This is a genomic window from Pseudomonas sp. B16120 (assembly GCF_044218845.1).
Lineage (GTDB): Bacteria > Pseudomonadota > Gammaproteobacteria > Pseudomonadales > Pseudomonadaceae > Aquipseudomonas > Aquipseudomonas paracarnis.
The window spans coordinates 1276291-1301515 of sequence record NZ_CP162588.1 but is presented as its reverse complement, the minus strand read 5'-3'; the positions used below and the strand labels follow the sequence as shown (position 1 = coordinate 1301515).

18 protein-coding genes and 2 pseudogenes are annotated in these 25225 nt (G+C 58.4%); 6 read left to right on the top strand and 14 right to left on the bottom strand.

Annotated features, from left to right (window positions below; all coding sequences use genetic code 11):
• The first annotated feature begins 85 nt into the window (after positions 1-85).
• Positions 86-1102: a 23S rRNA (adenine(1618)-N(6))-methyltransferase RlmF gene (rlmF, locus tag AB4P90_RS06275; protein ID WP_395605747.1), complete on the top strand. Its 1017-nt coding sequence runs from the start codon at positions 86-88 to the stop codon at positions 1100-1102.
• Positions 1103-1179: 77 nt separating this feature from the next.
• Here the strand turns inward: rlmF and AB4P90_RS06270 are convergent, their stop codons facing one another.
• Entirely contained in the window at positions 1180-1461 is a 282-nt protein-coding gene (locus tag AB4P90_RS06270; RefSeq protein WP_003188840.1) for an HU family DNA-binding protein, read from the bottom strand.
• 397 nt (positions 1462-1858) lie between these two features.
• On the opposite strand from AB4P90_RS06270, the pseudogene AB4P90_RS06265 reads away from it, so the two are divergent.
• The 5 genes and pseudogenes from AB4P90_RS06265 to AB4P90_RS06245 form a co-directional block, all read left to right on the top strand.
• Positions 1859-2143: pseudogene (locus AB4P90_RS06265) on the top strand (nucleoid-associated protein); the annotation flags it as partial.
• 130 nt (positions 2144-2273) lie between these two features.
• The gene (locus tag AB4P90_RS06260; RefSeq protein WP_169885376.1) at positions 2274-3422 is read left to right on the top strand and encodes a site-specific integrase; all 1149 of its coding nucleotides are present in this window, start codon (positions 2274-2276) and stop codon (positions 3420-3422) included.
• Complete coding sequence (locus AB4P90_RS06255) at positions 3422-5101, top strand: hypothetical protein (RefSeq protein ID WP_169885374.1); 1680 nt, start codon at positions 3422-3424, stop codon at positions 5099-5101. Before AB4P90_RS06260 ends, AB4P90_RS06255 begins: the two co-directional genes overlap by 1 nt.
• Positions 5098-6978, top strand: a complete 1881-nt coding sequence (locus AB4P90_RS06250; protein ID WP_169885372.1) for an integrase — start codon at positions 5098-5100, stop codon at positions 6976-6978. Before AB4P90_RS06255 ends, AB4P90_RS06250 begins: the two co-directional genes overlap by 4 nt.
• The gene (locus AB4P90_RS06245; RefSeq protein WP_169885370.1) at positions 6975-7397 is read left to right on the top strand and encodes a TetR family transcriptional regulator; all 423 of its coding nucleotides are present in this window, start codon (positions 6975-6977) and stop codon (positions 7395-7397) included. The genes AB4P90_RS06250 and AB4P90_RS06245 overlap by 4 nt, the downstream gene beginning before the upstream one ends.
• Positions 7398-7414: 17 nt before the next feature.
• Here the strand turns inward: AB4P90_RS06245 and yejK are convergent, their stop codons facing one another.
• The 13 genes and pseudogenes from yejK to AB4P90_RS06180 form a co-directional block, all read right to left on the bottom strand.
• Complete coding sequence (gene yejK / locus AB4P90_RS06240; protein WP_169885369.1) at positions 7415-8416, bottom strand: nucleoid-associated protein YejK; 1002 nt, start codon at positions 8414-8416, stop codon at positions 7415-7417.
• Between the two features lie 133 nt (positions 8417-8549).
• Positions 8550-9200 (bottom strand): annotated as a pseudogene (locus tag AB4P90_RS06235) (IS5 family transposase); the annotation flags it as partial.
• A gap of 76 nt (positions 9201-9276) precedes the next feature.
• Entirely contained in the window at positions 9277-10869 is a 1593-nt protein-coding gene (locus AB4P90_RS06230) for an ABC transporter ATP-binding protein (RefSeq protein WP_200645818.1), read from the bottom strand.
• A 1-nt stretch (position 10870) separates the two neighbouring features.
• Positions 10871-11893: an ABC transporter permease gene (locus tag AB4P90_RS06225; RefSeq protein ID WP_200645817.1), complete on the bottom strand. Its 1023-nt coding sequence runs from the start codon at positions 11891-11893 to the stop codon at positions 10871-10873.
• Positions 11893-12963, bottom strand: coding sequence for a microcin C ABC transporter permease YejB (locus AB4P90_RS06220; protein WP_169885362.1), 1071 nt, complete (start codon positions 12961-12963; stop codon positions 11893-11895). The genes AB4P90_RS06225 and AB4P90_RS06220 overlap by 1 nt, the downstream gene beginning before the upstream one ends.
• A 1-nt stretch (position 12964) precedes the next feature.
• Positions 12965-14839, bottom strand: a complete 1875-nt coding sequence (locus AB4P90_RS06215; RefSeq protein ID WP_200645816.1) for an extracellular solute-binding protein — start codon at positions 14837-14839, stop codon at positions 12965-12967.
• 139 nt (positions 14840-14978) lie between these two features.
• On the bottom strand, positions 14979-17708 hold the full coding sequence (locus AB4P90_RS06210; protein WP_169885358.1) for a TonB-dependent receptor: 2730 nt from the start codon (positions 17706-17708) through the stop codon (positions 14979-14981).
• A 212-nt stretch (positions 17709-17920) separates the two neighbouring features.
• Positions 17921-18322 (bottom strand): biopolymer transporter ExbD, encoded by a 402-nt coding sequence (locus tag AB4P90_RS06205; protein WP_058412753.1) that lies wholly within the window; start codon positions 18320-18322, stop codon positions 17921-17923.
• Positions 18322-19026, bottom strand: a complete 705-nt coding sequence (locus tag AB4P90_RS06200; RefSeq protein WP_169885356.1) for a MotA/TolQ/ExbB proton channel family protein — start codon at positions 19024-19026, stop codon at positions 18322-18324. Before AB4P90_RS06200 ends, AB4P90_RS06205 begins: the two co-directional genes overlap by 1 nt.
• A gap of 61 nt (positions 19027-19087) precedes the next feature.
• On the bottom strand, positions 19088-19915 hold the full coding sequence (locus AB4P90_RS06195) for an energy transducer TonB (RefSeq protein WP_169885354.1): 828 nt from the start codon (positions 19913-19915) through the stop codon (positions 19088-19090).
• Between the two features lie 479 nt (positions 19916-20394).
• Complete coding sequence (locus AB4P90_RS06190; RefSeq protein ID WP_200645814.1) at positions 20395-21732, bottom strand: TldD/PmbA family protein; 1338 nt, start codon at positions 21730-21732, stop codon at positions 20395-20397.
• Positions 21732-23165: a TldD/PmbA family protein gene (locus AB4P90_RS06185; protein ID WP_395605746.1), complete on the bottom strand. Its 1434-nt coding sequence runs from the start codon at positions 23163-23165 to the stop codon at positions 21732-21734. Before AB4P90_RS06185 ends, AB4P90_RS06190 begins: the two co-directional genes overlap by 1 nt.
• A gap of 124 nt (positions 23166-23289) precedes the next feature.
• The gene (locus AB4P90_RS06180; protein WP_200645813.1) at positions 23290-25104 is read right to left on the bottom strand and encodes an ABC transporter ATP-binding protein; all 1815 of its coding nucleotides are present in this window, start codon (positions 25102-25104) and stop codon (positions 23290-23292) included.
• Positions 25105-25225 lie beyond the last annotated feature (121 nt).

Sequence of the window (25225 nt, the reverse complement as noted above, 5' to 3'; positions counted from 1 at the left end):
AGGCAAGCCAGCTCCCACATTTGACCGAGTTGTCCCCGGGAATGTGTGACAATGACCGCCACTTTGAGCCAAACCCAGAATCATCATGACCGCCCCCACTACGCCCAAACCTCCGCGCAAGAAGCCTAAAACCGCCGCCACGGCCAAACCCGTCGCGCCACGCAAAGAGGCCACCCTGCACCCGCGCAACCGCCACACGGGCCGTTACGACTTCCCGGCGCTGATCAAGACCACGCCGGAACTGGCGCAGTTCGTGATCATCAACCCCTACGGCAAAGAGAGCATCGACTTCGCCAGCCCGGATGCAGTGCGGGTGTTCAACCGGGCGCTGCTCAAGTCGTTCTATGGCATCCAGCATTGGGATATCCCGGCGGACTACCTGTGCCCGCCGGTGCCGGGGCGTGCTGACTATGTGCACTTCCTCGCCGACCTGCTGGCCAGCGTCAACGACGGCAAGATCCCGCGGGGCTCGATCGTCAAGGTGCTGGACATCGGTATGGGCGCCAACTGCGTGTACCCGCTGATTGGCTATATGGAGTACCGCTGGAACTTCCTGGGCTCGGAGGTCGACCCGATCGCCGTGTCCGCCGCCAAGGCCATCGTGCAGTCCAACGACCTGAGCAAGGTCATCCAGCTGCGCCAGCAACCCAACCCCAAGCAGATCCTGTTGGGCCTGCTGGAGCCGGGTGAGCGCTTTGACCTTACGATGTGCAATCCGCCCTTCCATGCATCCATGGACGAAGCCACCAAAGGCAGCGAGCGTAAATGGCGCGCCTTGGGCAAGGCCGACCCGAAACGCAAGTTGCCGGTGCTCAACTTCGGTGGTCAATCGGCCGAACTGTGGTGTGAAGGTGGCGAAGCGCGATTTGTGACGCAGTTGATCGCCGAAAGCGCGCATTTTGCGCATAAAGTGCTGTGGTTCAGCACCTTGGTGTCCAAAGCCTCCAACTTGCCGGTGATCGAAACCGCGCTGAAAAAAGCCGGCGTGCTGGAAAGCCAGGTAGTAGAGATGTCCCAGGGGCAGAAGCAGAGCCGCTTTGTGGCCTGGACGTTCCAGACCAAGAACGAGCAGCAGATCTGGCGCCAGCGCTGGGTTCGATAAGCCCGCCACACAATAAAAACGCAGGCAATAAAAAACCGTGCCCGGATCACTCCGAAGCACGGTTTTTTTGCTGCGTCTTACTTGTTAACAGCGTCGGTCAGGCCTTTAGCCACAACCAGCTTGATAACTTTCTTGGCAGCGATTTCGATGGCAGCGCCAGTCGAAGGGTTACGGCCAGTACGGGCAGGACGCTCGGTCACTTTCAGTTTGCCAACGCCTGGCAGAGTGATTTCGCCGCCATTTTCCAGCTGATCAGCAACAACTTGGCTCAGTTGGTCCAGCAGAGCACGCACGGTAGTTTTCGGTGCGTCTACTGCTTCAGCCAGGTCAGCGATCAGTTGGTCTTTAGTAATAGCCATTGTGGTGTTCCTTCCCTATCAAATTCATATGGATTGCAGAGTGCAGTGTCAGCCGTCGAGCCCGACCGTCATGGCCTGGCATCCCCGGCCATAACCACGGAGATCGGGGTTATAGATGCTTGAAACGGGGATTGGTTCGACCTGACAAATGCTGAATGCACGCTTAACGCCGAGACTTGGCGTAAGACGGGGCAAAACTAGCACAGCGACGGGGAAATATCCGCCTCAACATACCCATTTGGTCAGCTTTATCGCTCTAAACCGTGAAAAAAAGGCATATGGCCAGTCACAGGGCGTGCAAAATGCCGTTCGGGGCACGTCTTGACCAATGGGTGCGGTACACTGGGCGACTTTTTGGGGAGGCCAACCGCTCCCCCTTCAACCAGCCGAGAAGCCTATGCCGATCCGTCATTGCATCGTCCACCTGATCGACAAAAAACCCGACGGCACACCCGCAGTTCTTCACGCCCGCGACACGGAACTGGCCGAGTCCGCCGCCATCGAGAACATGCTTGCCGACCTCAACGAGAGCTACAACGCCAAACAAGGCAAGGCCTGGGGTTTCTTCCATGCCGAGTCCGGCGCGCACCCGTTCAGCGGTTGGTTGAAGGAGTACTTTGACGGTGGCCAGGACTTCACCAGCTTCAGCCGCACGGCGGTAGAGCACCTGCAGAAGCTGATGATCCGGTACCTGGCGAACGTTAAATATCTGTGCTATGAGATACAGACATTTAGAAACTCAGGCGTTTTAAGGCCGCTTAACGTCCCTAGCTCTGCCTGAGACCAAGTTAGCGTCAATGCTGGGGCCGCAGATGGAACTTGTGTGGGCTACTGAAGATTTGGTGATCGCCGGGCAACCCTATCCAGGGTTTCCTATTCTGCTTTGGGATTCGATGGAGAGTTGTGCGCCCGCCAATCAGTTCTTTCGTCACTACTTGCTTCGTGGGGCCATTGGTTCTAAGCAGTCTTGGCCCAGTACCGGACGCGCACTGTACGATTTCTTCAGCTTTCTTGAAGCCCATAATATTGGCTGGCTCGACGTAGAGCGTGGCGAGGCCAAAAGTCTTGTGGCGGCTTATCGGGACTACTGCTTGGCAACATGCAAGCTGGCACCGAACACCACTCGCCAACGCCTGACTTACATCTGCAAGTTCTACGAATACGCGCTGAAGGAGGGTTGGGTGAAACGCCTCCCCTTCGCCTACGAAGAACGCAGCGTACGAAGTAAAAAAGCCTTCCTAGAACATGTAGATGCCAGCGGCGGCAAGTCCATTGCAAACGATGTGATGCCGCGTAGCCACAAGGCCCCGCCCAAGTTTTTGAGCATGGCTGAGATCAAGTCGCTCCTGGCCGCAGCGGAAAATCCCCATCACCGAATGATGATGCGCCTCGCTTTGCATACGGGCCTGCGCCGTGAGGAAATCGCAGCGTTCCCATTGGCCTATGTCTTTGATCCGGACAGAGCGGGACGAACCGAGCGTAACCTGCGCATTTGTCTCGACCCCTTCGACGGAAGCGGCATGGTGACCAAGGGCAGCAAGCCGCGAAATATTTACCTCAGTCGCCCGTTCATCGCCGAACTCTATCGCTACGTGACGAAGGTGCGTGGCGAGCGCGTTTCACCGAGCAAGCCCCCGCAAAAAGCGCTATTTCTTAACCAATTCGGGGAACCCTATGCCGAGGACGGCAAGAGCCTTAACCGGATCATCAGCGAAACCGGTATGCGGGCTGGCGTTAAGGTTCATACGCATATGCTTCGACACACCTATGCTACGCATACCTTGGTCAGCCTTAAGCGCAATCCCGCGAGCGGGCTGGAGCCCCTTGTGTTCCTTCAACGGCAGCTTGGCCACAGTTCAATTCAGACGACCATGGTGTACCTGCATCTGGTCAACGAAATGGCCGACGAGGCAGTGCTGGCCTATGACGATGAGTTGAACGCATTCATGGGAACAACCTGATGGGCAAGCGCAAGGTATTTGTCAGGACCGACCTTAGCGTTCCCCAGGTCGAGCACCACCACGACGCGGCAGGCAATGTGGTCATCCTGTCCCAGGCTATCCCTCCGAAGAACACTACTGTCGAGCTTGGACGGAATACGTCTAGCAGCCGTCGCTTCGACTTTGCCCGCTGGTACGGCATAGGCATTGATACCATCACCTACGCCTGTCAGCGCCAAATCGAACGCTTCCTCGCCGAGCAGGATGGCGCCATCGCCACCACCACCGTGGCGAGCTACTGCGTAAATGGACTGCGCAACTTCCTCGACTGCTGCGTGCTGCGGGCGACCGCTTTTGGCCGTGACTTACTTTTGACCGATATAAACCGGGACCTGATCGACGGTTACCTCGGCCATCTGGCAGGGCTGGGCGTGGCAACACCGTCTCAAAAGACCCTTTACACGCATACTAAGCCGGTACTGCTTGCCTTGGGGCGGCGTGGGCTGATTCCTCTGATCGCGTCCGGCGATATGGCCACCTTCCCGAGCACTCCCTTCCCGAACAGTAACCACAAGTACAAGGGCGAGACGGCGTTGTCCAACAGTGAACGGCAAGCCTTCGCTGCGGCATTGCGGCAAGCCATCAAGCCGATATGGACCGACGGCGTGTCTGTAACCGGCGAGCTGCTGGCATTCGCACTGTTGGTTGTGGCGCTACACACCGGGCGTAATAACACGCCACTCTTGGAAATGGACCGTAACTGCCTACGTCCGCACCCCAAGGATGACACCGTGTTCCTGGTTCTGTGGAAGCGGCGGGGATACAACACCAGCAAGGTGGCCCTGCGCGCCGAGTCGGACGTCGAACGCCTTCTTGAATCCACGCCGAGCGTGAGAAGCAGCGTGGAGCGTCTGATTCGTCGCGTGATGGTCCTGACCGAACCTCTGGATGCGGAGGCTCCGGTCGACCTCAAGGGGCGTGTATGGCTGTATCGTACTCGCGCCTCGAAAAATGTCGGCAACGTCACTGCGTTGAATGCACCAGCGGTGGCAATCGCGGCAACCCGACTGGTGGCTAAGTATAGTCTGACCGACAGCGATGGAGAGCCGCTGCGCATTAACATCTCGCGCCTGCGCAAGACGTTCGCCAGCCGTATCTTCGAGCTGACCGGCGGCGATCTCGCAACCACAGCGGCAGCACTGGGAAACACCCTTCAGGTCACCGACCAACACTATTTAGCGCCCAGTGAAGAGGCCCGTCACAACTGGCAGTTCATGGGCGAGGTATTGGTGCAGGAGTTATTGACTCGGACCATCGGTAGAACCTATCGGGACACGCCCATGGGCCGCTGCGCCGACCCGGCGAACGGCCAGTACGCTCCGAAGCGGGAGGGCGCGACCTGTATGAACTTCATCAACTGCCTGCGCTGCAAGCACTACGCGGTGACCGCCGAAGATTTGTACAAACTGTTCAGTTTCTATTTCCGCGCACTGGCCGAGCGCTCGCGCATGGATAAACGGCGCTGGGCGCGGGAATACGCCCACATCCCCCGCTTAATCGATCACTACATCATTGCCGAGGGGCTGCGGCGCGGCACTTTCAAGGCCAGTGAGGTGGAGGCAGCCCGTGAGCGCGCCCGCATCCTGCCACACCTGTTCTGGTCGGTTGATCTGATCGACAGCCTGGAGGTATTTGCATGAACGATAACTCCCTAGCGGTACTACCCTGGGCCACCTTTACAGCCCAGCCAGGCGATGTGCGTGGACTCCACGAACGCGACACCCTGATCATCAGCGCGACCCAAGTCGATGGCCTGTGGGTTATCCTCAGCCGCTATGGCGACGACATCTGGCAGCTCGACGGCTTCACCAGCAACGTGCCGGCCTGCCAGAAGCGACTGGACTTCGGCCTCGTGCCACTGGCATTTCGAGCGGTGATGAAGGCGATGCTGTACCGCTACCTACGACGTGGGCGACGAGGGGCCACGCGACCTAAAGGCGGCTCAATGAAAGCTATTTTCCATGATGCAATGCCATTTTTACGTCACCTGGAAGCACTTAAGCTCAATCATATTGGCGCGGTGACTCCCATGGTCTGCGCGACCTACGTGACGACCTGCAAGGCGTACCGCCAAATCAGCCGATACAAGGGTAAGCCGCTGTCGCAACGTGGAATGGAAGCCCGTTTCAAGGCTGTCGAAGCGCTCTATGAACTCAGTCAATACACCGATGACCGAATGCCGACGCATCCCTGGCCCGAGTCTTCCGCAAAAGCGTTGGTGGGGCTCACCGGTCGCGGAGCCCAAGGCTGCAAAACGCCACTAATCCCCGATGATGTGTTTTGTACCCTGTTCGAGCGAGCCTACCAGCAGGTTGAACGCGGTCAGCAACTGCTTGACCTTCGCGATGCACTGGATGCCCTCAAGGCGCGGCGCAAGGGGCAATCCAACACGACTATCAATGTTGCCAAAAACCACCAACTGGGGGCCCTTGGTTGGGAGGGTGGTCTGAAAGCACTCAACAAGGCACTGATCAATCTGCGTACGGCCTGTTACATCGTTCTTGCCAGCACCTCCGGCTGCCGCAACCACGAGTTGGCCAATGTGCAATCAGGTCCACACTTTCGCACCCAGGACAATCAGGGCACGGTCTACCACTGGATGCGTTCAAGGTCGGACAAGACCGATGCGGGTATCCATCACTGGATGATCCCCGAAGCTGCTGTACGTACGCTGCGCCTGATGGAGCGCTGGGCTGTGCCTTATCAGGCCATGATCACCGTAGAACTCCTGCAGCGACGCCAGGCCAACACGCATGATCCACAGATTGTCGAGGCGTACAAGCACCGCCATGCGCTGTTTCTCGGAGTGGCACTGGGAGGTGACCAGGTACGCACGCTTTGCAACGCGACTTGGAACTTTTATCTGAAGGCATTCGCCAAGGATTGCGGGTTGAGTTGGAACCTCACCAGCCACCAGTTTCGCCGCAAGTTCGCCAACTACGCCGCCCATAGCCGCTTTGGTGACTTGCGCTATCTTAAGGAGCATTACGCGCACTGGACGTTGGACATGACATTAGGCTACGGCATGGACGACAGTTGGGGGCAGCACTTGGATCTTGATCTGTATATCGACATTCAGACCGAGCTGGATGATATTAAGCTCGGCGTCGTCAATAACTGGTTCGGTGACGCCCCCCTGGCCGGAGGCTATGGCCTCGCCCTCAAGCAGTGGCAGCGGGAGCCGCAGAACTTGCTGATTTTCAAGGATCATGCCTCGATGCTGAAGTCCATTGCCGAGAGCACCTCAATTCGCAGCAACGGCCACGCTTGGTGCACGGCGGACAATGATGGTTGTGTCGGCAATACCCTTGAGCGCACTCGATGCAGTAACTGCAACAATGCCGTGATCGGGAACAAACATACGGCAATCTATCAGCGGCTCTACAATGAGCTGAAAGGGCTGCTGTATTGTCCAGACATTGGCGACGGAGGTCGCCAGCGCGTTGAGCGCGACCTGATTCGATGCCGCGACGTACTAACCCAGTTGGGAATGCCGCCGGAGACTTTAATCGCATGAAGCCCAAGAACAAGGCAACCCACTACAAGCCGGCTGAGGATCGCGAAAAGGATCTGCGGCTCGCGCTTTATCGCATCCTGAAAGGGCGCACCCACTCTGGAGAAACCAAGATTACCATCGCCGCCGTCGCCCGCGAGGCAGGCGTATCAACGGCGCTAATCCACAACTACTACCCAAAAGTTGCTGAGGCTATCCGCGAGGCTCAGGGGCGCTCCAGTCGCGCTATGCGTGACGTGAAACACCACGACTTGGTCGCTGAGCGCACGAGATCCGCAGACTACCGTCATGAGATAGAGGAACTGCGAGCCAAAGTCGCCAGTCTCGCATCCCTCAACGAGGTGCTATTGGACGAGATCCGTGTGTTCAAAGCCAAGATGAGCGACCGCAAGGTGACGGATCTGGTGTGCATTGATGACTAGAGATTGTAAATCTGTGTTCAGCGACGCTTTAACTGATCACTGAGTTGAGTTGGCAAACCCTTGATGATCAAAGTGCCAGCGGCTTCGTCGTATTCGATCTTGTCGCCCAACAGGTGCGCTTCAAAGCTGATGGACAAGCCTTCGGCGCGGCCGGTGAAGCGGCGGAACTGGTTGAGGGTGCGTTTGTCCGCCGGGATTTCCGGTGACAGGCCGTAGTCCTTGTTGCGGATATGGTCGTAGAACGCTTTGGGCCGATCTTCATCGATCAAGCCGGAGAGTTCTTCCAGGCCCATAGGCTCGCCAAGCTTGGCCTGACTGCTGGCGTAATCCACCAGGGTCTTGGTTTTCTCGCGGGCGGACTCGTCCGGCAAGTCTTCGCTTTCAACGAAGTCGCTGAATGCCTTGAGCAGCGTGCGGGTTTCTCCCGGGCCGTCGACGCCTTCCTGGCAGCCGATAAAATCGCGGAAATACTCCGAGACTTTCTTGCCGTTCTTACCCTTGATAAACGAGATGTACTGCTTGGACTGCTTGTTGTTCTGCCACTCGGAGACGTTGATGCGTGCCGCTAGGTGCAATTGGCCGAGATCGAGGTGACGCGAGGGGGTTACATCCAGCTCGTCGTTCACCGCCACGCCTTCGCTGTGATGCAGCAGTGCGATAGCCAGGTAGTCGGTCATGCCTTGCTGATAGTGGGCAAACAGCACATGGCCGCCGGTGGAGAGGTTGGACTCCTCCATCAGCGCCTGCAAATGCTCTATGGCCACGCGGCTGAAGCTAGTGAAATCCTGGCGACCGTCGAAATACTCCTTCAACCAGCCACTGAACGGATGCGCGCCGGACTCAGCATGGAAGAACCCCCAAGCCTTGCCTTGTTTGGCGTTATAGCTATCGTTGAGGTCGGCCAACATGTTTTCGATGGCGACCGACTCGGCAAGCTCTGAGTCACGGGCGTGGAGGACTGCGGGTGTGCCGTCGGGTTTTTTGTCGATCAGATGAACAATGCAATGACGAATAGGCATCAGAGCGTTTCCTATAAAGGGGGGGGTTATTAAGAATAACCTGCACGGCGTAAGCCGACGATAGCGTTGCTTTTAGCGCGGTATTCACTGGCTGTGCAAGATGTAAATATCGGTCGCGGTAGTGATAGCAGTCACCTGCCACCCCCGCATAAACCGCGTTCTCCTCTCCATCCAGCAACTGCGCCACTTGGGTAACGTCCGCCACATTGGCGGCAGTGACTACCACGCTGTGTACCAGCCCCGACGTGGCGTGGACACCAATGTGGACATTTATCCCGAAGTGCCACTGATTGCCTTTTTTAGACAGATGCATCTCAGGATCGTGCTCGCCTTCTCGGTTCTTGATCGAGGGCGACGCGGCAATGAGGGTAGCATCGACAATGGTGCCTTCCTTGAGCAGCGGACCCTGGTTGGCCAGATGCTGGCTGACCGTTTCAAACAGCACTCGCGTCAGCTGATGGGTTTCCAGCAAGCAACGGAATCGCAGCAAGGTGGTGGCATCCGGCGCCGACTCATGGCCCAGGTCGATGCCGATAAAAACACGAATGGCCTGGCTGTCTTAGACGGCAGATTCGGTGCCCTCATCGGAGAACCCGAAACACTACTACACGACATACATACGCAGCATGCGCGACAAACCAATTGCAGGGCGCCCACGTTTACCTGTGGCGTCGCTGTAGAACGGTGCTACTTGCGCCTCCAGTAGCGTCCAGGGCACCGGTGGTTCAAGGTCAGCCAAGAAGCCATAGCGTCGAGTCTGCTTTTTTCTTACCGGTGTGCACATGGAAGGGAAAATTATTTCGAAAACAGCACGCTAGGTAGCAGAGCGGTTAGCGCGATAGCTAACTTTAAAACACCACTTACCGCGTTTGCGCCAGCTTTAAACTGCTGGCCTGCAGCAGCTCTTTGGTATACGGATGTTCCGGGTTGTCGAATACGGACCGCGCCGCGCCTTGCTCCACCACTTTGCCATCCTTGATCACAATCACGTCGTGTGCCAGGGCGTGGACCACAGCTAGGTCGTGACTAATAAACAGATAAGTGAGGCCGTGTCGAGCCTGCAACTCGCGCAGCAAATCTACCACTTGTTTTTGCACCGTGCGGTCGAGTGCCGAGGTGGGTTCGTCGAGCAGGATCAGCGCCGGTTCCATGATCAACGCGCGCGCGATGGAGATGCGCTGGCGCTGGCCCCCGGAGAACTCATGCGGGTAACGGTGGCGGCTTTGCGGGTCCAGCCCGACTTCTTGCAGCACACGAATCACCGCGTCCTCACGCTCTTGCTCGGTTCCGATGCCATGCGCCAACAGGCCTTCGGCGATAATCTGCTGCACCGACATGCGCGGGCTAAGGCTGCCAAACGGGTCCTGAAAAACCACCTGCATTTGGCGCCGAAGTGGGCGCAGCAGGTCTTGGTTGAGCAGGCTCAGGTGTTTGTTGCCGAAGCGAATCTCGCCCTCCGAGTCGACCAGGCGCAAAATCGCCTGGCCAAGTGTCGACTTGCCCGAACCGGACTCGCCGACAATGCCCAAGGTCCTGCCCTTTTTCAGCTCGAAGCTGACCCCGTCCACGGCTTTGATGTAGTGCCGCTCACGGCTGAACAGCGGTTTTGGCAAGGGAAACCAGACCTTCAGGTTGTCGACTTCCAACAGGTTGTGCCGATAGTCGCAAGGCACCGGGCTGCCGTCGGGCTCGGCTTCGATCAATTTGCGGCTGTAAGGGTGTTGCGGGTTTCTGAACAGCGCGTCGCAACTTGCTTGCTCGACGATCTCGCCGCCGCGCATCACGCACACGTGCTGGGCAACTTTGCGTACCAGGTTAAGGTCGTGGCTGATCAGCAGCAGCGACATGCCCAAGCGCTGTTGCAGCTCGATCAGCAGTTCGAGGATTTTTTGCTGCACCGTCACGTCCAGCGCCGTGGTCGGTTCATCGGCGATCAGCAGTTCAGGTTCGTTGGCCAGCGCCATGGCGATCATCACCCGTTGCCGCTGACCACCGGAGAGTTGATGCGGATAGGCGTTCAGGCGTTTGTGCGGTTCACGGATGCCCACCAGCTCCAGCAGCTCAAGGGTGCGCGTACGCGCGGCGCGGTTTTTCAGGCCTTTGTGCGTGATGAGTATTTCGCTGATCTGCTTTTGCACGGTGTGCAACGGGTTGAGCGAGGTCATCGGCTCTTGGAAGATCATCGCTATGCGGTTGCCACGCAAACTGCGCAATTGGCTGTCGCTGGCATTGATCAGGTCGATGCCTTCGTAGCGGATGCTGCCTTGCGTCTGCACCTCTTTGCCGGGCAGCAAGCGCAGGATCGAGTGCGCCGTGACCGATTTGCCCGAGCCGGACTCGCCGACCAGCGCCAGGCACTCGCCACGGAGGATGTCGAGGTTGACCCCGTGCACCACTTCCCGGCCGCCAAACGCCACGCGCAGGTCACGTATTTCTATCAATGTATTGGTCATCTCAACTCCGGGGGTCGAAAGCATCACGGCAGGCTTCGCCGATAAACACGAGTAGCGACAAAATCAATGCCAGTGCACAGAACGCCGTCAGGCCCAGCCAGGGAGCTTGCAGGTTGCGCTTGGCCTGGCCGATCAATTCGCCCAATGAGGCGGTGCCCGGTGGCATGCCGAAGCCCAGAAAATCCAGCGCGGTCAGGGTCGAAATGGCGCCGGTCAAAATGAACGGCAGGTAAGTCAGGGTCGAGGTCATGGCATTCGGCAGAATGTGTCGGCGCATCAGCGCACCGTCGGTCAGGCCTAATGCCCGCGCTGCTTTGACGTATTCCAGGTTGCGCCCGCGCAGGAACTCCGCGCGCACCACGTCCACCAGCGCCAGCCAGCTGAATAACGCCATGATGCCCAGCAGCCACCAGAAACTCGGTGCCACGAACCCGGACAAAATGATCAGCAGGTACAGCACCGGCAGCCCGGCCCAGACCTCCTGCACGCGTTGGCCGATCAAGTCGGCCAGCCCGCCATAAAAGCCCTGCAAGGCCCCTGCGGTAATGCCTATCAAGGCGCTGACGGCGGTCAGAATCAGCGCAAACAGAATCGAGATCCGCGCCCCAAAAATCACCCGCGCCAAGACGTCGCGCGCTTGTTCGTCGGTGCCCAGCCAGTTATGCGTGGTCGGTGGGCTGGGCGAGGGTTCGCTGAGGTCGTAGTTGACCGTGTCGTAGCTGAACGGAATGGGTGCGAACAGCATCCAGCCGCCTTGATCGGCGATAAGGTTGCGCACATAGTCGCTGCGGTAATCGGGCTCGAAGGGCAGCTCGCCGCCAAAGTCGGTCTCGATGTATTCAGCCACAATCGGGAAATACCAATGGTCCTTGTAGTGAATGGCCAGCGGCTTGTCGTTGGCGATCAGCTCACCACCCAGGCACAGCACAAACAGGCCGACAAACAGCAACAAAGACCACCAGCCACGGCGATTGGCCCTGAAGTGGGCGAGGCGTCGACGGCCCAAGGGAGACAGGGTGAACATCAGGCAGTCCTCGCCGAAAAGTCGATACGGGGGTCGAGCAGGGTGTAGCAGAGGTCGCCAATCAATTTGATCAACAGCCCGAACAGGGTGAACAGAAACAGCGTGCCGAACACCACCGGGTAGTCGCGGGACACGGCCGCTTCGTAGCTCATGCGGCCAATGCCATCGAGGTTGAAGATGGTTTCGATCAGCAGCGAGCCGGCAAAAAACACCTCGATCAGCGCCTGGGGAATCCCGGCCACCACCAGCAACATGGCGTTGCGCAACACATGGCCGTAGAGCACGCGCTGTTCGGTCAAGCCCTTGGCACGCGCCGTCACCACGTACTGGCGGCTTATTTCGTTGAGGAAGCTGTTTTTGGTGAGGATGGTCAGGGTGGCGAAGCCGCCGATCACCAAGGCGCTGACCGGCAGCACCATGTGCCACAGGTAATCGCCGATTTTGCCGAAAAAGCTCAGGCTGTGGAAGTTGTCCGAGACCAGCCCCTGAATCGGGAACCAACTGACATAACTGCCGCCAGCGAATACCACGATCAGCAAGATCGCAAACAGAAACGCCGGCATGGCGTAGCCAATGATGATGGCGGTGCTGGTCCACATATCAAAGGTGCTGCCGTTGTGGATCGCTTTGCGAATGCCCAGTGGGATCGATACCAGATAGGTGATCAGGGTGGCCCAGAGCCCAAGCGAAATAGTCACCGGCAGCTTTTGCAGGATCAGGTCGGTGACCTTTGCACCGCGAAAGAAACTGCTGCCGAAATCCAGCTGCGCATAGTTCTTGAGCATCAGCCACAAGCGTTCGTGCATGGGTTTGTCGAAGCCGTAGTGCTTGGTGATTTCTTCGATCAGCGCCGGGTCAAGGCCTCGGCTGCTGCGGCTCGCGCCGGCATTCGCGGCGGCCATTTCGCTGCCGCCGCCGCCCACGGCTGCGCCGCTGAAACCCTGCAAACGCGCGATGGCCTGATCCACCGGGCCGCCGGGGGCCGCTTGCACGATCAAAAAGTTGACCACCAGAATGCACAGCAAAGTGGGGATGATCAGCAGTAAACGTCGACTGATGTAATGCAGCATCTCAATGCCCCTCCGACGGTGCGTTTGCCTTGCTGAAGTCGGCAGTGGTCAGCGCGGTTTTGCTGACTTCCCACCAGCTGTCCAGGCCCTCATCAAACGTGGGCTCACGCGCAGGCCGACCGAAACGGTTGAGGTACACGGTGGGCGTGCCGACCGAGTAGTAGTTGGGAATCATGTAGTAGCCCCATTGCAACACTCGGTCGAGTGCGCGGGCGTAATGCACCATGTCGTCGCGATTATTCGCCTGCACCAAGCCGTCAATCAGCGTGTCGACGGCGGGGTCGCGCAGTACAAAGGCGTTGGAGGCACCCACTTGGGTGGCGCTGCCTGAGCCGTACATGTCATACATTTCGCGGCCCGGCGAAACGATGGGTTGGCCGCCGCGCGGGAACTGCACCACGATCATGTCGTAGTCGCGGGCGTTGACCCGGTTGATGTACTGCGCCGAGTCGATCTTGCGGATGTCCATGTTGATGCCGATCTGTGCCAGCGTACGTTTGAACGGCAGGATCATGCGGTCAAAACCGCCTTGACCGTCCAGAAAGGTAAAGCTCAACTGTTGGCCCTGGTCATTCACCAGCTTATTGCCTTTGGGCTGCCAGCCGGCGGCCTTGAGCAGCGCCAGTGCCTGCAATTGTTTGTCGCGGATATAACCGCTGCCATCGGTTTTGGGTGCCTGGTAAACCTGGTTGAACACTTCGTCCGGCACCTTGCCGCGCAACGGTTCGAGAATCTCCAGCTCGCGGGCGTCGGGCAGCTCGGTGGCGGCCATTTCGCTTTTGGGGAAGTAACTTTGCTGGCGCACATAAAAATTGCGCATCATCTGTTTATTGGTCCACTCAAAGTCCCACAAGAGGCTGATCGCCTGGCGCACCCTGCGGTCCTGGAAAAACGGGTTGAGCAAATTGAACGCAAAGCCTTGGGCCGTGCCGGGTTTTTCTTTCGCAAACACGCCGCGTTGCAGGCGCCCGTCGGCCAGCGCCGGGCATTCGTAGCCGATGCTGAATCCGGTGGCCGAAAACTCGCGGTTGTAGTCAAACGCACCGGCCTTGAGCAATTGCCGGGCAATGTCGGTGTCGGCATAGAAATTCACGGTCAAGCGGTCGAAGTTGTACAGGCCTTTGCTGACGGGTAAGTCTTTGGCCCACCAGTTTTTGTTGCGCTCAAAACTGATGCTGCGCCCGGGGTCGACCTGGCTGACCGAATACGGGCCACTGCCCAGCGGCGGTTCAAAGCCGCCGCCGGTACCGAAATCGCGCGACTTCCAGTCGTGTTCCGGCAGGATGCGCATGCTCGCCAGGTCCAGGGCCAGCGTGCGGTTCTGGTTATTCTTGAAGTCAAAGCGAATTTGCAGCGGGTTTTCCACCACCATGTCTTTGACCTCGCCATACAGCATGCGAAAACTCAGGCTGCCTTTGGTCATCAATGTGGTGTAGGTGAACGCTACATCGTTTGCCGTGATCGGGGTGTCGTCGGCGAAACGGGCTTTGGGGTTCAGGTAGAAACGTACCCACAGGCCGTCAGGGTCGCGTTCCATCTTCTGCGCGATCAAGCCATAGACCGTGTAGGGCTCGTCGAGTGAGCGAAACGCCAAGGGCGAGTACACCCATTGGTCGACCTGCGCGACACCGGTGCCTTGGTCGATATACGGGACGATGTAGTTGAACTGGCCAATTTCCATTGACGCGCGACTCAACGAACCGCCCTTGGGCGCGCTGAGATTGACGTAATCGAAGTGTTGAAAATTGTCCGAGTATTTTGGCGCTTCGCCATACACCGTCATGGCTTGGCTGGGCGTCGCATTCACGCTCATGCACACGCAAGACAACGCAGGCACCAGCAAAAAACGAAGCAGGGGCAGGATGAACGAACACATGATGGAATTTCCTTGTACCGCGTGTTGAACCGTTGAGTGCGTGGCAAAAATCCCCAGCGCTGCGTGTCGAAAAGCGCTGGGGGTTGCGAGCTCGCAATTGCACCGGTACGGGCAGGAGTGGACCCGCACCGGTGTTCACTCAGAAGTGGTAAGTCGCTCGGGCAAAGAAAGTACGGCCCATCGGGTCGCTGTAACGTGGGTCGTAGCCGCTCTGGAAGTTATAAGCCTGGTTGGAGAACGGCGGGTTGCGGTCAAACATGTTTTTAACCCCTACATCCAGGTCCACTGTTTTGTTGAAGGTGTAGCCACCGGACAGGTCCCACAGCGTGTAAGACGCCACACGCGAATGGGTTTCAGGGTCTGCGTCGTCGTAACCGCTAGTGAAGCGGTTGACCAGCGAGGCGCGGTAAGCGCCCAAGTTCCAGGTGCCGCTCAGTACGTGTTTCCAGCGCGCGATCATGCCGTCACCTTCAAACGCGCCGACGCTGTCGGTGTAGGCGCCTCCAATCGTGGTCTGGTAGTCATAACGCGACACGTAGGTGCCTTGCAGGCCCAGGCCGAACTGGCCGTAGGGAGTGTTCGGGAACTTGTAGTCCAGCGACACATCGACGCCGCTGGTTTTGACTGCACCCAGGTTAGCCAGCCCGGTTTGCACGTAGTTGAGCGTGCCATCGGCGTTGCGGATGAAACGATCGGCGTAAGCGTTCGGGTCGTCAAACACGGTGGATTCAGGGAACTCGGCGATCTGGTTGGCGATGTGAATCCACCAGAAATCCAGGCCCATCGACAAGTTACGTACCGGTTGATAGACGAACCCCACCGTCACGTTACGGGCTTTTTCAGGTGACAGATTGGTGTTGCCACCCGTGCGATTATGGAACTGCTGACCACAATCGCGACCGGCGTTACCGCCCGCTTGCACCACACCGCCGGTGCACAGGTTCGGGTCGTTGTAATAACCCTGAGTAAAGGTGGTGTATTGCGGGTTGTACAGCTCATACAGCGACGGGGCGCGGAAGCCTTCGCTGTACGCGCCACGCACCACCACTTCTTTGAAAGGCTGGTAGCGGAACGAGTATTTCGGGTTGGTGGTGCTGCCGAAGTCGCTGTATTTGTCGTGACGCACGGCGGCCGATAATTCCAGGCTGTCGAATACCGGCACGTTCAGCTCGGTGTACACCGCCTTGACGGTACGGTCGCCCTCGACGCTGCCGTTGGGGTCGACGCCCAAGCTGGAAATGTCCGCAGCGAAGGCCTCGTAACTTTGATGGAATTTTTCCTGGCGGAACTCGCCACCAATCGCCAGGCCGGCAGGCCCAGCACCAAACCAGTCACCCACTTCACGGCTCATCCGGCCATCCAGCCCGGTCACGCGGCCCACAGAGGATGAGTACTGGCCATGGTATTGGTTGGCGTCAATCAGCGCCTGCCCGGCAGCGCTTTGCGGACCAAACGGGTTGATGATGCCGTCCGCGATGCCATTGATCATCGCCGCGTCACTGACATACCCGCCGGTGACGCTGGAAAGCACTTGGTTCTGGTTGTACGAGGCGCCAACGTTGTAATCCCAGCCCTTGGCCACACCGTCAAAGCTCAGGACCAGACGCTGGCTGGTGTTCTGGTCTTTGGATTGGCGCCCGCCGGCTGCGGTTTCGCGCCAGTTGAGGTCGACCGGTTGGGTTGCGTCGAACGAGGCGTTGGTCGACGCAGGGGTGATGCCGTTGCCGGGAAAGTACGGCGAGGTCGGGTCCATACTCAGGCCGGTCAAAGGTGCGGGGGCTATGCCTACCGCGTTGTTGTTGCGCGCCCAGAAGTATTCGAGGCTGACACTGTCTTCATCGGTGATCTTGCCGGTGGCCTTGCCGAAGAAGGAAGTTTTTTCGGTCTCGGGCAACAAATCCAGATAGTCGGTGGTGTTGAAGCGGCACACACCCTGGCGTGACACCAGGTTAGGCCCGTTGCAGTTGCCGCTGGACAGCGGGTTAGTGGTCACACCGCCCTGGCTGTAGTTGGCGGGAAAAGAGGTGCCCGACGTCTGGTCCAGGCCACGGCCCGGTGCGTACGAGGTGGCAAAAGTACGGTCCTTGGCCCTGAGGCTGTCCTGCTTGTTGTAGTTCATCACCGCCATCAGGTTGAAACGGTCTTGCTCCAGGTCACCAAAACCCCAACTCCCACTCAAGTCGTGACTGTTGCCGCCACCGCTGGCATCGGCGCCTTCGCCGCCCAGCGAAAGCGTGCCGTCGGTCATGGATTTTTTGGTGATGAAGTTGATCACGCCGCCAATCGCGTCAGTGCCGTACAAAGCCGATGCGCCGTCGCGCAACACTTCAACACGGTCAATGGCGGCGAAAGGGATGGTGTTCAGGTCAACCGAAGCGCCGTCGATGGCGTTGTTGCCCAAGCGGCGACCATTGAGCAGTACCAGGGTTTTGTTGGAACCGATGCCGCGCATATCGGCGAAGCTGGAGCCACCGGTGGACAAGCCCACGGAGCTGGCCGAGTTGCGCAGCGACTGGTTGCCCGTGACCCGCTGCATGATTTCAGCGGTGGTGGTCACGCCCTCACTGCGTAACTGTTCGGTGCGCAGAATCGTGATAGGCACCGCGGTTTCAGCATCGACCCGGCGAATCGCCGAACCGGTCACTTCCACGCGATCAAGTTGCGTGGTGGTGGGGGCGGGCGGCGCAGTATCGGTGCTCACTGCGGCTGCGCTGACGGTACTCGCCGAGTCTTGCGAAGCGGTGGCTTCTGCGGCCTGCAACTGGCCTGCGGTCATCCCCAGGGCAACCAGGTACAAGGGCACAAAGCGATGCCGCCGAACACTTGCAACGAGCGGTTTGAGGGTGAAACCTGAACTCTTCATCTGCATGGTTGATTCCGACTTTATTGGATGTTTGTTGGAATGGTCTCGTGGACCTTCATGATTCCGTTTGGGCTTTGTCGACCCGGCGCAAAACACTTTCTTAAAGCAAGCCGTTCCCCTGCCGGGGCAAAAGTGCCCTTGCATGGCTTGTTACAGCGGGCTACGCAGTTCCTGCGGGAGCGCACGTGCGCGCTCCTGCCGGGGCGTGAAGTTGAGCGTTACCTTGCGGTCATCACCGAAATCTTGGTGATGCCGGAGCGCTCAATCGAGGCCATCGCCTTGGCGACCTGGCCGTAATTGACCGAAGCGTCGGCCTGCAACTGAACCCGCACTTCCGGGTCCTGGGCCTTCACGTCCTGCAGGCTTTTTTCCAGCAGTTCGGGGGCCACTTCGTTTTTGGCCAGGAAAAACTTGCCGTCCTGGTCGACGCTGACCACCACAGGGTCTTTCTTTTTCTCGGTGGCGACCGCATCGGTCTTGGGCAAGTTGATCTTGATGGCGTTGGTCATCATCGGCGTGGTCACGATGAACACCACCAGCAACACCAGCATCACGTCGACCAACGGCGTGACGTTCATTTCGCTGAGCACTTCATCGCTGTCTTGGGTTGAGAACGACATCAGCTTGCCTCCCGTACGGGCGAACGTTTGGCCGAGATGGCCTGGCGGTCGATGGCAAAGTCGCTGCGTTGAGCGAGGGCGTCAAAGTCATGCGCGAAATCGTCCATGTTGGCCGATGCGAGTTTCAGGCGACGCAGGAAGAAGTTGTAAATCAGCACCGCAGGCACCGCGACGGCAATGCCCACGCCCGTAGCGATCAGCGCGTGACCGATCGGGCCTGCGACTGTTTCAAGGCTGGCAGAGCCGCTGACGCCGATGCTTTGCAGGGCTTCCATGATGCCCCACACCGTGCCGAACAGCCCGATGAACGGCGCGGTGCTGCCGATACTGGCGAGAATAGCCTGGCCACTTTCCAGGGAGCGTCGTTCTTTCTGAATCTGCTGTCGCAGGTTGCGTTCCAGCCGGTCGGCGCGGTTGATGGTGTGGGCCAACTGCTGTGTATTGCGCGGCGTGTCATCGACAATCATCGCTTCAAAACCGCTGTTGGCGATGCGCGCCAAGGAACCCGGGTATTGGCTGGCGTGTTCAGCGGCAGTCAACAGATCCGGCGCGGCCCAGAAGACCTTGGTGAACTGGTTGTTCTGGGATTTCTGACGCAAGTATTGCGATGACTTGATGAGCAACAGCGCCCAACTGATCACCGAAAACAGCACCAATGCCCAAAGTACCCCCGGGACAATCATGGAAGACAGAGACTCGTTCATGGCTATACCTCGCACTGCGGTTTAATAACGCGGCTTAAATGAATGTCGGCACTCGACTGGGTTATTCCGGTAACTTGAAAGCGATTGTCTGCGTCGCAAACCCTTCTATCGGGGTATCCCCGCGTTTGGCCGGCACAAACTTCCAATTGCGTACAGCCTCAACGGCGGCGTCATCCAGGGCTTGTTTGCCGCTGGACTTGATCACCTCCACAGAACCTGCGCGGCCGTTGGGCAGCACTTTGATGCGTAGCCCCACCGACCCTTCCCAGTTGCGCCGTAATGCCAGGGACGGGTATTCCGGTGGCGGGTTGCCGAGGCTGGCCAACCCGGACACCGCGGCGGTTTCCTTGACCGGCCCGGGCGCTGCCGCCGGTGCTGCAGGCGCCGGTGTCGGCGCAGCTGCGGGCGCTGCCGGAGCGGCTGGTGCCGGTGGCGCGGGCTTGACCGGCTGCGGTTTTGGCAGCGGCTTCGGCTTGACCACAGGCTTGGGTTTCTCGATGGGCTTGGGTTTCTCCACCGGTTTTGGCGGAGGTTCCTTTACCGCATCTTCATCTTCCTGCGGCGTCTCCGGTTCGGGCGGCGGTGGTGGAGGTGGAGGGGGTGGCGGCTCTTCTACAGGCGGTGCCGGGGGCGCCGGGCTGGTGAGTTCGACCGTCATCTCCGGGATCTCGGGCGGCGTCACCAATGGGGCTGCCTTGGCCTCCTGAAAAAACCACCAGGCACCGCCGTGCAACAGCGCAACCACGGCGATCAACAGCAACAAGTACGGCTTGCTCAGCCCGCCCGGTTGCGACGCGTTAGGCACATGCCTGATACGCATCCACTGCTGCATCCGCTCGGCGCCGATGAGTGGCTCAGGCCGCTCTTTGTGTTTTACCTCGTCACTCATTAAGAGTCCCTCGACTAAAAGAAGGGCAATAAGGCTCCGTTCGCCCTTGCACGCAGGGACGAGAACTAATCATTTCATTCAACAGTTATAAAAATGGGCGCCTGTACAAGTGATAACTCACCGGTGCAATGCATTGGCCACTATGGCGAGAGAGTAGTCATTACAGCTCCTGTCTTGTTGTGAATTGGATCCAGTAATAGTGGGTGGATTACGCTTGTTACATTGTTTATAGCAACAGCTATGCCAAAAATTCCGATTCAGGTTTTTTGTAAGTGCTTCTATATAAACGGCCAGTGGTTTTTTCAGGCAAGCGCTGATTACAAGTTTCAGGGTTAACGAAATTGTATGTTTGACAGTCTTGGCAGGGCCATTAAACACGTGACTGTCCTACAATCCGCTCATGTTCTCGGAAACGCTCAAGGCAGTGCACCATACTTACAACGCACTGCCATTTAGTAGTGCGGTGCGCGGCGCGTTACTTATAAAGTCAGTGTCAAGTGCTCTAAAAGAGCCCCCGGAACAACGCGGCTGCCGAGTTGCCTGCGCGCGTAAGTTGCGGCGTCGATGCACAAGGCCTGTTCGCGGGTCAGCGCCAATAAATTAGCCCCCAGCAGGTTGTACACCGTGTCATCAAACCGCATGGTTTCAACCGGGCCGGCGATTTGCCCGTTCTCCACCCAAAAGGTGGCGAAGCGCGTCATCCCGGTGAGCCTCGCGGCCCCGCTGTCCGAGTAGTTCAAATACCACAGATTGCTGATGTACAAGCCGGTGCCCAGCTCGCGCAACACCTGCGCAGTCGCCAGCTCGCCGGGCGCCATCACCAATGAGTGCGGCATTTCTTCTTCGCCCGCACCGTTGCCGTGCAGGTCATATTCGGCAGCCGAACGCGAGTTGGCCAATTGACCCACCAGTTTCCCTGCCTCAATCAAATTGACGTCTTCGGCCAGTACGCCGTCGTGGCTGAAACCCGGTTCAAAGCCGGTGGAAGACTGTTGGCGCAGGCTGACCCGTGGCGAGAGCTGTTGAGCGCCCAACTGTAACTGTTGCAATGGGCTTTGTCGGGTGGCGAGCGCCTTGGCCGAAAACGCGCCGTAACTGAGCATGCCGAGTACTTCATCGACTGCCGCCGGGGCGAGGTAGGCACGGTATTGACCGGGTTGGAGCTTGATTCGCGGCTTGTTCAGGTGTTCCAGCTGCTCGCGAGCGTGCCCAAACAAATCGGTTAATGCCTGGGTATCCCACTGCGCCGAACCGTAGGTGGTTTTGACCGCTTCACCGCTGGCATTGAACAGGCTCCAGTCAAACAACGCGTTGGCGCATTGATGCCAGCCGTACGCGCCCCAACTGCTGGCGAACCCGCGGTACAACGTGCCCGCAGCGTAAATGCCGACCATGTCGAGGCCTTGGCTGAGCCGGTAAATCGTGTCGATCACCTGTTGCATCGGCGGCACACAACCCGGCACATGGCGCTCGGATTGCCAGTCCTGAGTGTTGAGCAATAAATAAGGGTCGGCGGGCAGCACGTCGAGTACATCGCGCAACTGCTGCAGGGTTTCGCCCAACTGCGCCACATCGTGTTCGAACGCGCCGCTGAGGTTTATTTGTGTGCTGCTGTGTCGTTCGTTGCGGATCACGCGAAGCGTCAATTCGATTTGCAGCACAGGGTAGGCCTGGCGCACTTTGCCGTGGTTGAAGCGCACGAACTTGCTGTCTTCAGCCTCGTACCGCAGGGTGAAATGTTCATCGGCGCGCAACTGGCGCGTGAGCCATTGTTGCAGTGCCTTGAACTCAACGGCGAATGGGCAATCGTTATTCATCACGCCTGGCCTCCGAACACATCAATTGCGCTGAATACGCAGGCCGGCGACGCATGGCCTACGGTCACTGCCTGGTTGGGTTCGCCCTTGCCGCAGTTGGCCGTACCCATTACCCGAAGGGTCGATGCATCGCCCACGGCGCGTAAATTGCGCCAGAACTGTGATGACACGCCGCGATAATTGGGGTTTTTTACGACCGCTCCCAACTCACCGTTTTCGATCAACTGGCCCCATTCGCAGCCGAACTGAAACTTGTTGCGCGCGTCGTCAATCGACCACGACCGGTTGGTGGCCATCAGAATGCCGTGTTCGATACCGCCAATCAGTTGCTGCATGCTTTGATCGCCAGGCTCTATGTTGAGGTTGGCCATGCGGTCAATCGGTGCGCGGTTCCAATTGCACGCGCGGCTGTTGGCAACGCCCGGCAAGTCACTGCGGGCCTGCGACAGCGCGCCGCCCATTGGCCGTTGCAAAATTCCCTGCTCGATCAACAGGTGTTTTTCGGCCTTAAGGCCCTCGTCGTCATGGCTGTAACTGACCAGTTCGCCCGTCACATTCGGGTCGAAGCTGACATTCAGCAGATCGGAGCCATAGCGGTAATGGCCGAACATTTGCGGCGTGACAAAGCTGGTGCCGGCGTAGTTGCGCTCATCCCCCAAAATACGATCCAGCTCCAGCGGGTGACCGATGGATTCGTGGATCTGCAGGATCATTTGGTCCGGCATCAACAGCGTGTCCCGCACGCCGTTCGGGGTGTTGGGGGCCATCAGCAGTTGCAAGGCCTGGTCCGCCACGCGCGGCGCTTGATCCGTAAAACCTGACTCGGTCACCAGGCGCGCACTGCCTTGCTGCGCCAACTGGTACGAGCGGTGCTGGCTCTGGTGGCCCTCAAATGCAGTGACGGCCAAGGCCGGAAACAGTTGCTGTTGTGTGCGCTGAATGTCGTTGCCCTGGTTATCCAGGTACAGCTGTTGTTCGCGCACCACGCGAACGCTGCAGGACCACTGCACCAGTCGCGCATCCTTCGGCACTTGCTGCGAGGTTTGCATTAACAGCGCCAGCCACTCGGCAGTGTCGGGGAGCGGCGTGTCCAGTTCGGGGGAGCGGTAATGGGCGTGCACGCCTTGCACGTACGCCGTGGTGTATTTCAACAGGCCGCGACCGCGCAGTGCCTGGGCCGTTTGGGTGGCGCGATCGAGTGCGTAGCGCAATCCGGATTGGCTGATGTCACTGGTGGCGGCAAAAGCCTGTTGACCGTCAACGTGCACACACACCATTACCCCACATTCATTGCGTTGGGCGGGTGGCTCAATAATATTTCGGATCACAACCAAAGACTGCGATTGTTGTTCAACCAGGCGCAGGGAAATAAAGCCAGGCACATGCTCACACTGTTGCATAAATCGCCTGAGTGCAGACTGGGCGGTACTCATCAATTGACGGTCCTTCTTCAGCGTAAGACCTTGAACTTAGTCCAGGGTCTTATCAGTTAGTTAACATCTATTCACATAAAGTTATAAAGGGTGCTGCGCGAACTGCCGGACTGCAGGGTGTTTATCAGGTGACTAACACGTCATGTTTTGGCGCATCGGTTTGGCTCAACAAACCGTCCGCTTGATGCTGCCATAGCCGGTAATACAAACCGCGAAGTTCAAGTAGTTGATGATGGCTGCCGTCTTCCACAATCAAACCGTTGTCCAGCACAATAATGCGGTCCAAGTGAGCGATAGTTGACAGTCGGTGCGCTACGACCACCACAGTTTTGCCGGCCATGATGTCGTCCAGGCTGCTTTGAATCAGGCTCTCGGTTTCTGAGTCGAGGCTGGCGGTGGCTTCATCGAGTACCAGAATCGGCGCGTTCTTGAGCAACGCACGTGCAATCGCAATGCGTTGGCGTTGGCCGCCCGAGAGTTTCACGCCGCGCTCGCCGATCAAGGCGTCGTAGCCGTCCTGCATATTCAAGATGAACTCATGTGCATGCGCACGCCGGGCTGCCTGCACGATTTGCGCTTCGCTGGCGAGTACGTCGCCGTAGCCAATGTTTTCGCGCAGGGTGCGGTGGAACAGGCCGGGTTCCTGTGGAATCAAGCCAATTTGGCTGTGCAGCGATTGCTGGGTCATCTGCTGAATATTGGTGCCGTCGATTTCGACGGTGCCGGCTTGCGGGTCGTACGAACGCAGCAGCAGGTTGAGCAGTGTCGACTTGCCTGAACCGGAAAGGCCAACCAGGCCTACCCGCTGGCCGGGGCGAATATGCAGGTTGAAGTGTTTGAATATCGGTTTGCCAGGGCCGTAGGCGAAGTTAACGTCGCGAAACTGAATCGAGCCTTTTTGCACAGTGGTCGGCAGGGCGCTCGCCTGATCCGGCATTTCGTGCGGTTGCAACAAGGTATCGAGGCTGTTTTCGATATTGCCGGTGCACTCGAAGAAGTGCATGAACTGCATGCTCAGGAAGCTGCATTGGGCCACGATCATCAAGCCCAGCGTCGCCACCATCACGAACTGCCCTACATCGATTTTGCCCACATGCCACAAGTACAGCGCCAAGGCGACCAGGCCGACGCGCAGCACAACCGACAGACTGTCCTGCAACAAGCGGATTTTTTCCTGGTAGAAAAACGAGCGTTGCGCCGCCTGTTTTTCACGGATCTGGTAACGGCTCAGGTAGCCGAGCTCAAAGTCCTGGCGGACGAACAGGCGGATGCTGCTCAAGTTGCTCACCGCGTCGACGATCTTGCCGGTGGTGATACTGCGTGCCTGAGCATGCGTGGCCGCCAACACCTGAGCCTTGCGTGAAAGCACAAACGCCAACAGCGTGTAGGCCACTATCCATACCACCAGGCCCAGGCCCAGCCAGGGTGACGCCTGTGTCAGCAGCGCCAGGCTGGTGAGCAACACGACTAAAATCGGCAGCATCTCGATTGCCAGCGACCAGGTAATTTCCAGCAGGCCAATACTGCCTTCACCGATGCGATGCGCCAGGCTGCCGGCAAAGTGCTCGCCGAAATAGCGCGCTGAATGGCACTGCAAGTAGGCGAACAAGTCACGCACGATGCGGATTTTCTGATCCGGCCGAACCATTATCATGCACAGCGTGGCGCCGCGTGCGCAGAGCATTTGGGCCACCGCAAGCCCGCATAATAAAGCCAGCGAGGGCAGGCTGGCGGCGAATAGATCGCCATGCTCCCACGCCCCAGCGCTGACCGCGCCAGTGATGCGGCCAATCGCATAGGGCATCAGCGTTGCGAACAGGGCCGCGCCCACTTGCAACACCACGATTGCCCAGTGCCAGCGCGGATACAGCCGTATGTAATGCCACACAAAGGCCCACGGCCGTTTGGGAGGAACGGTGATAGCGTCAAATTTTGACATGACAGACCTTTTTTCAAAGCAAAGCTATCCGCGTCGGCTGCGCGAGAAGCCGCGGCCGAGTGAGGGCACTCAAAAAGGACGGATGCGTCTGTCCGACCCCCCTACAGGGCGCGGCGACGCA

Coding starts and splice junctions, on each gene's coding strand:
- rlmF (WP_395605747.1), top strand. CDS start 86: ATGACCGCCCCCACTACGCCCAAACCTCCGCGCAAGAAGCCTAAAACC.
- AB4P90_RS06270 (WP_003188840.1), bottom strand. CDS start 1,461: ATGGCTATTACTAAAGACCAACTGATCGCTGACCTGGCTGAAGCAGTA.
- AB4P90_RS06260 (WP_169885376.1), top strand. CDS start 2,274: ATGGAACTTGTGTGGGCTACTGAAGATTTGGTGATCGCCGGGCAACCC.
- AB4P90_RS06255 (WP_169885374.1), top strand. CDS start 3,422: ATGGGCAAGCGCAAGGTATTTGTCAGGACCGACCTTAGCGTTCCCCAG.
- AB4P90_RS06250 (WP_169885372.1), top strand. CDS start 5,098: ATGAACGATAACTCCCTAGCGGTACTACCCTGGGCCACCTTTACAGCC.
- AB4P90_RS06245 (WP_169885370.1), top strand. CDS start 6,975: ATGAAGCCCAAGAACAAGGCAACCCACTACAAGCCGGCTGAGGATCGC.
- yejK (WP_169885369.1), bottom strand. CDS start 8,416: ATGCCTATTCGTCATTGCATTGTTCATCTGATCGACAAAAAACCCGAC.
- AB4P90_RS06230 (WP_200645818.1), bottom strand. CDS start 10,869: ATGACCAATACATTGATAGAAATACGTGACCTGCGCGTGGCGTTTGGC.
- AB4P90_RS06225 (WP_200645817.1), bottom strand. CDS start 11,893: ATGTTCACCCTGTCTCCCTTGGGCCGTCGACGCCTCGCCCACTTCAGG.
- AB4P90_RS06220 (WP_169885362.1), bottom strand. CDS start 12,963: ATGCTGCATTACATCAGTCGACGTTTACTGCTGATCATCCCCACTTTG.
- AB4P90_RS06215 (WP_200645816.1), bottom strand. CDS start 14,839: ATGTGTTCGTTCATCCTGCCCCTGCTTCGTTTTTTGCTGGTGCCTGCG.
- AB4P90_RS06210 (WP_169885358.1), bottom strand. CDS start 17,708: ATGCAGATGAAGAGTTCAGGTTTCACCCTCAAACCGCTCGTTGCAAGT.
- AB4P90_RS06205 (WP_058412753.1), bottom strand. CDS start 18,322: ATGTCGTTCTCAACCCAAGACAGCGATGAAGTGCTCAGCGAAATGAAC.
- AB4P90_RS06200 (WP_169885356.1), bottom strand. CDS start 19,026: ATGAACGAGTCTCTGTCTTCCATGATTGTCCCGGGGGTACTTTGGGCA.
- AB4P90_RS06195 (WP_169885354.1), bottom strand. CDS start 19,915: ATGAGTGACGAGGTAAAACACAAAGAGCGGCCTGAGCCACTCATCGGC.
- AB4P90_RS06190 (WP_200645814.1), bottom strand. CDS start 21,732: ATGAATAACGATTGCCCATTCGCCGTTGAGTTCAAGGCACTGCAACAA.
- AB4P90_RS06185 (WP_395605746.1), bottom strand. CDS start 23,165: ATGAGTACCGCCCAGTCTGCACTCAGGCGATTTATGCAACAGTGTGAG.
- AB4P90_RS06180 (WP_200645813.1), bottom strand. CDS start 25,104: ATGTCAAAATTTGACGCTATCACCGTTCCTCCCAAACGGCCGTGGGCC.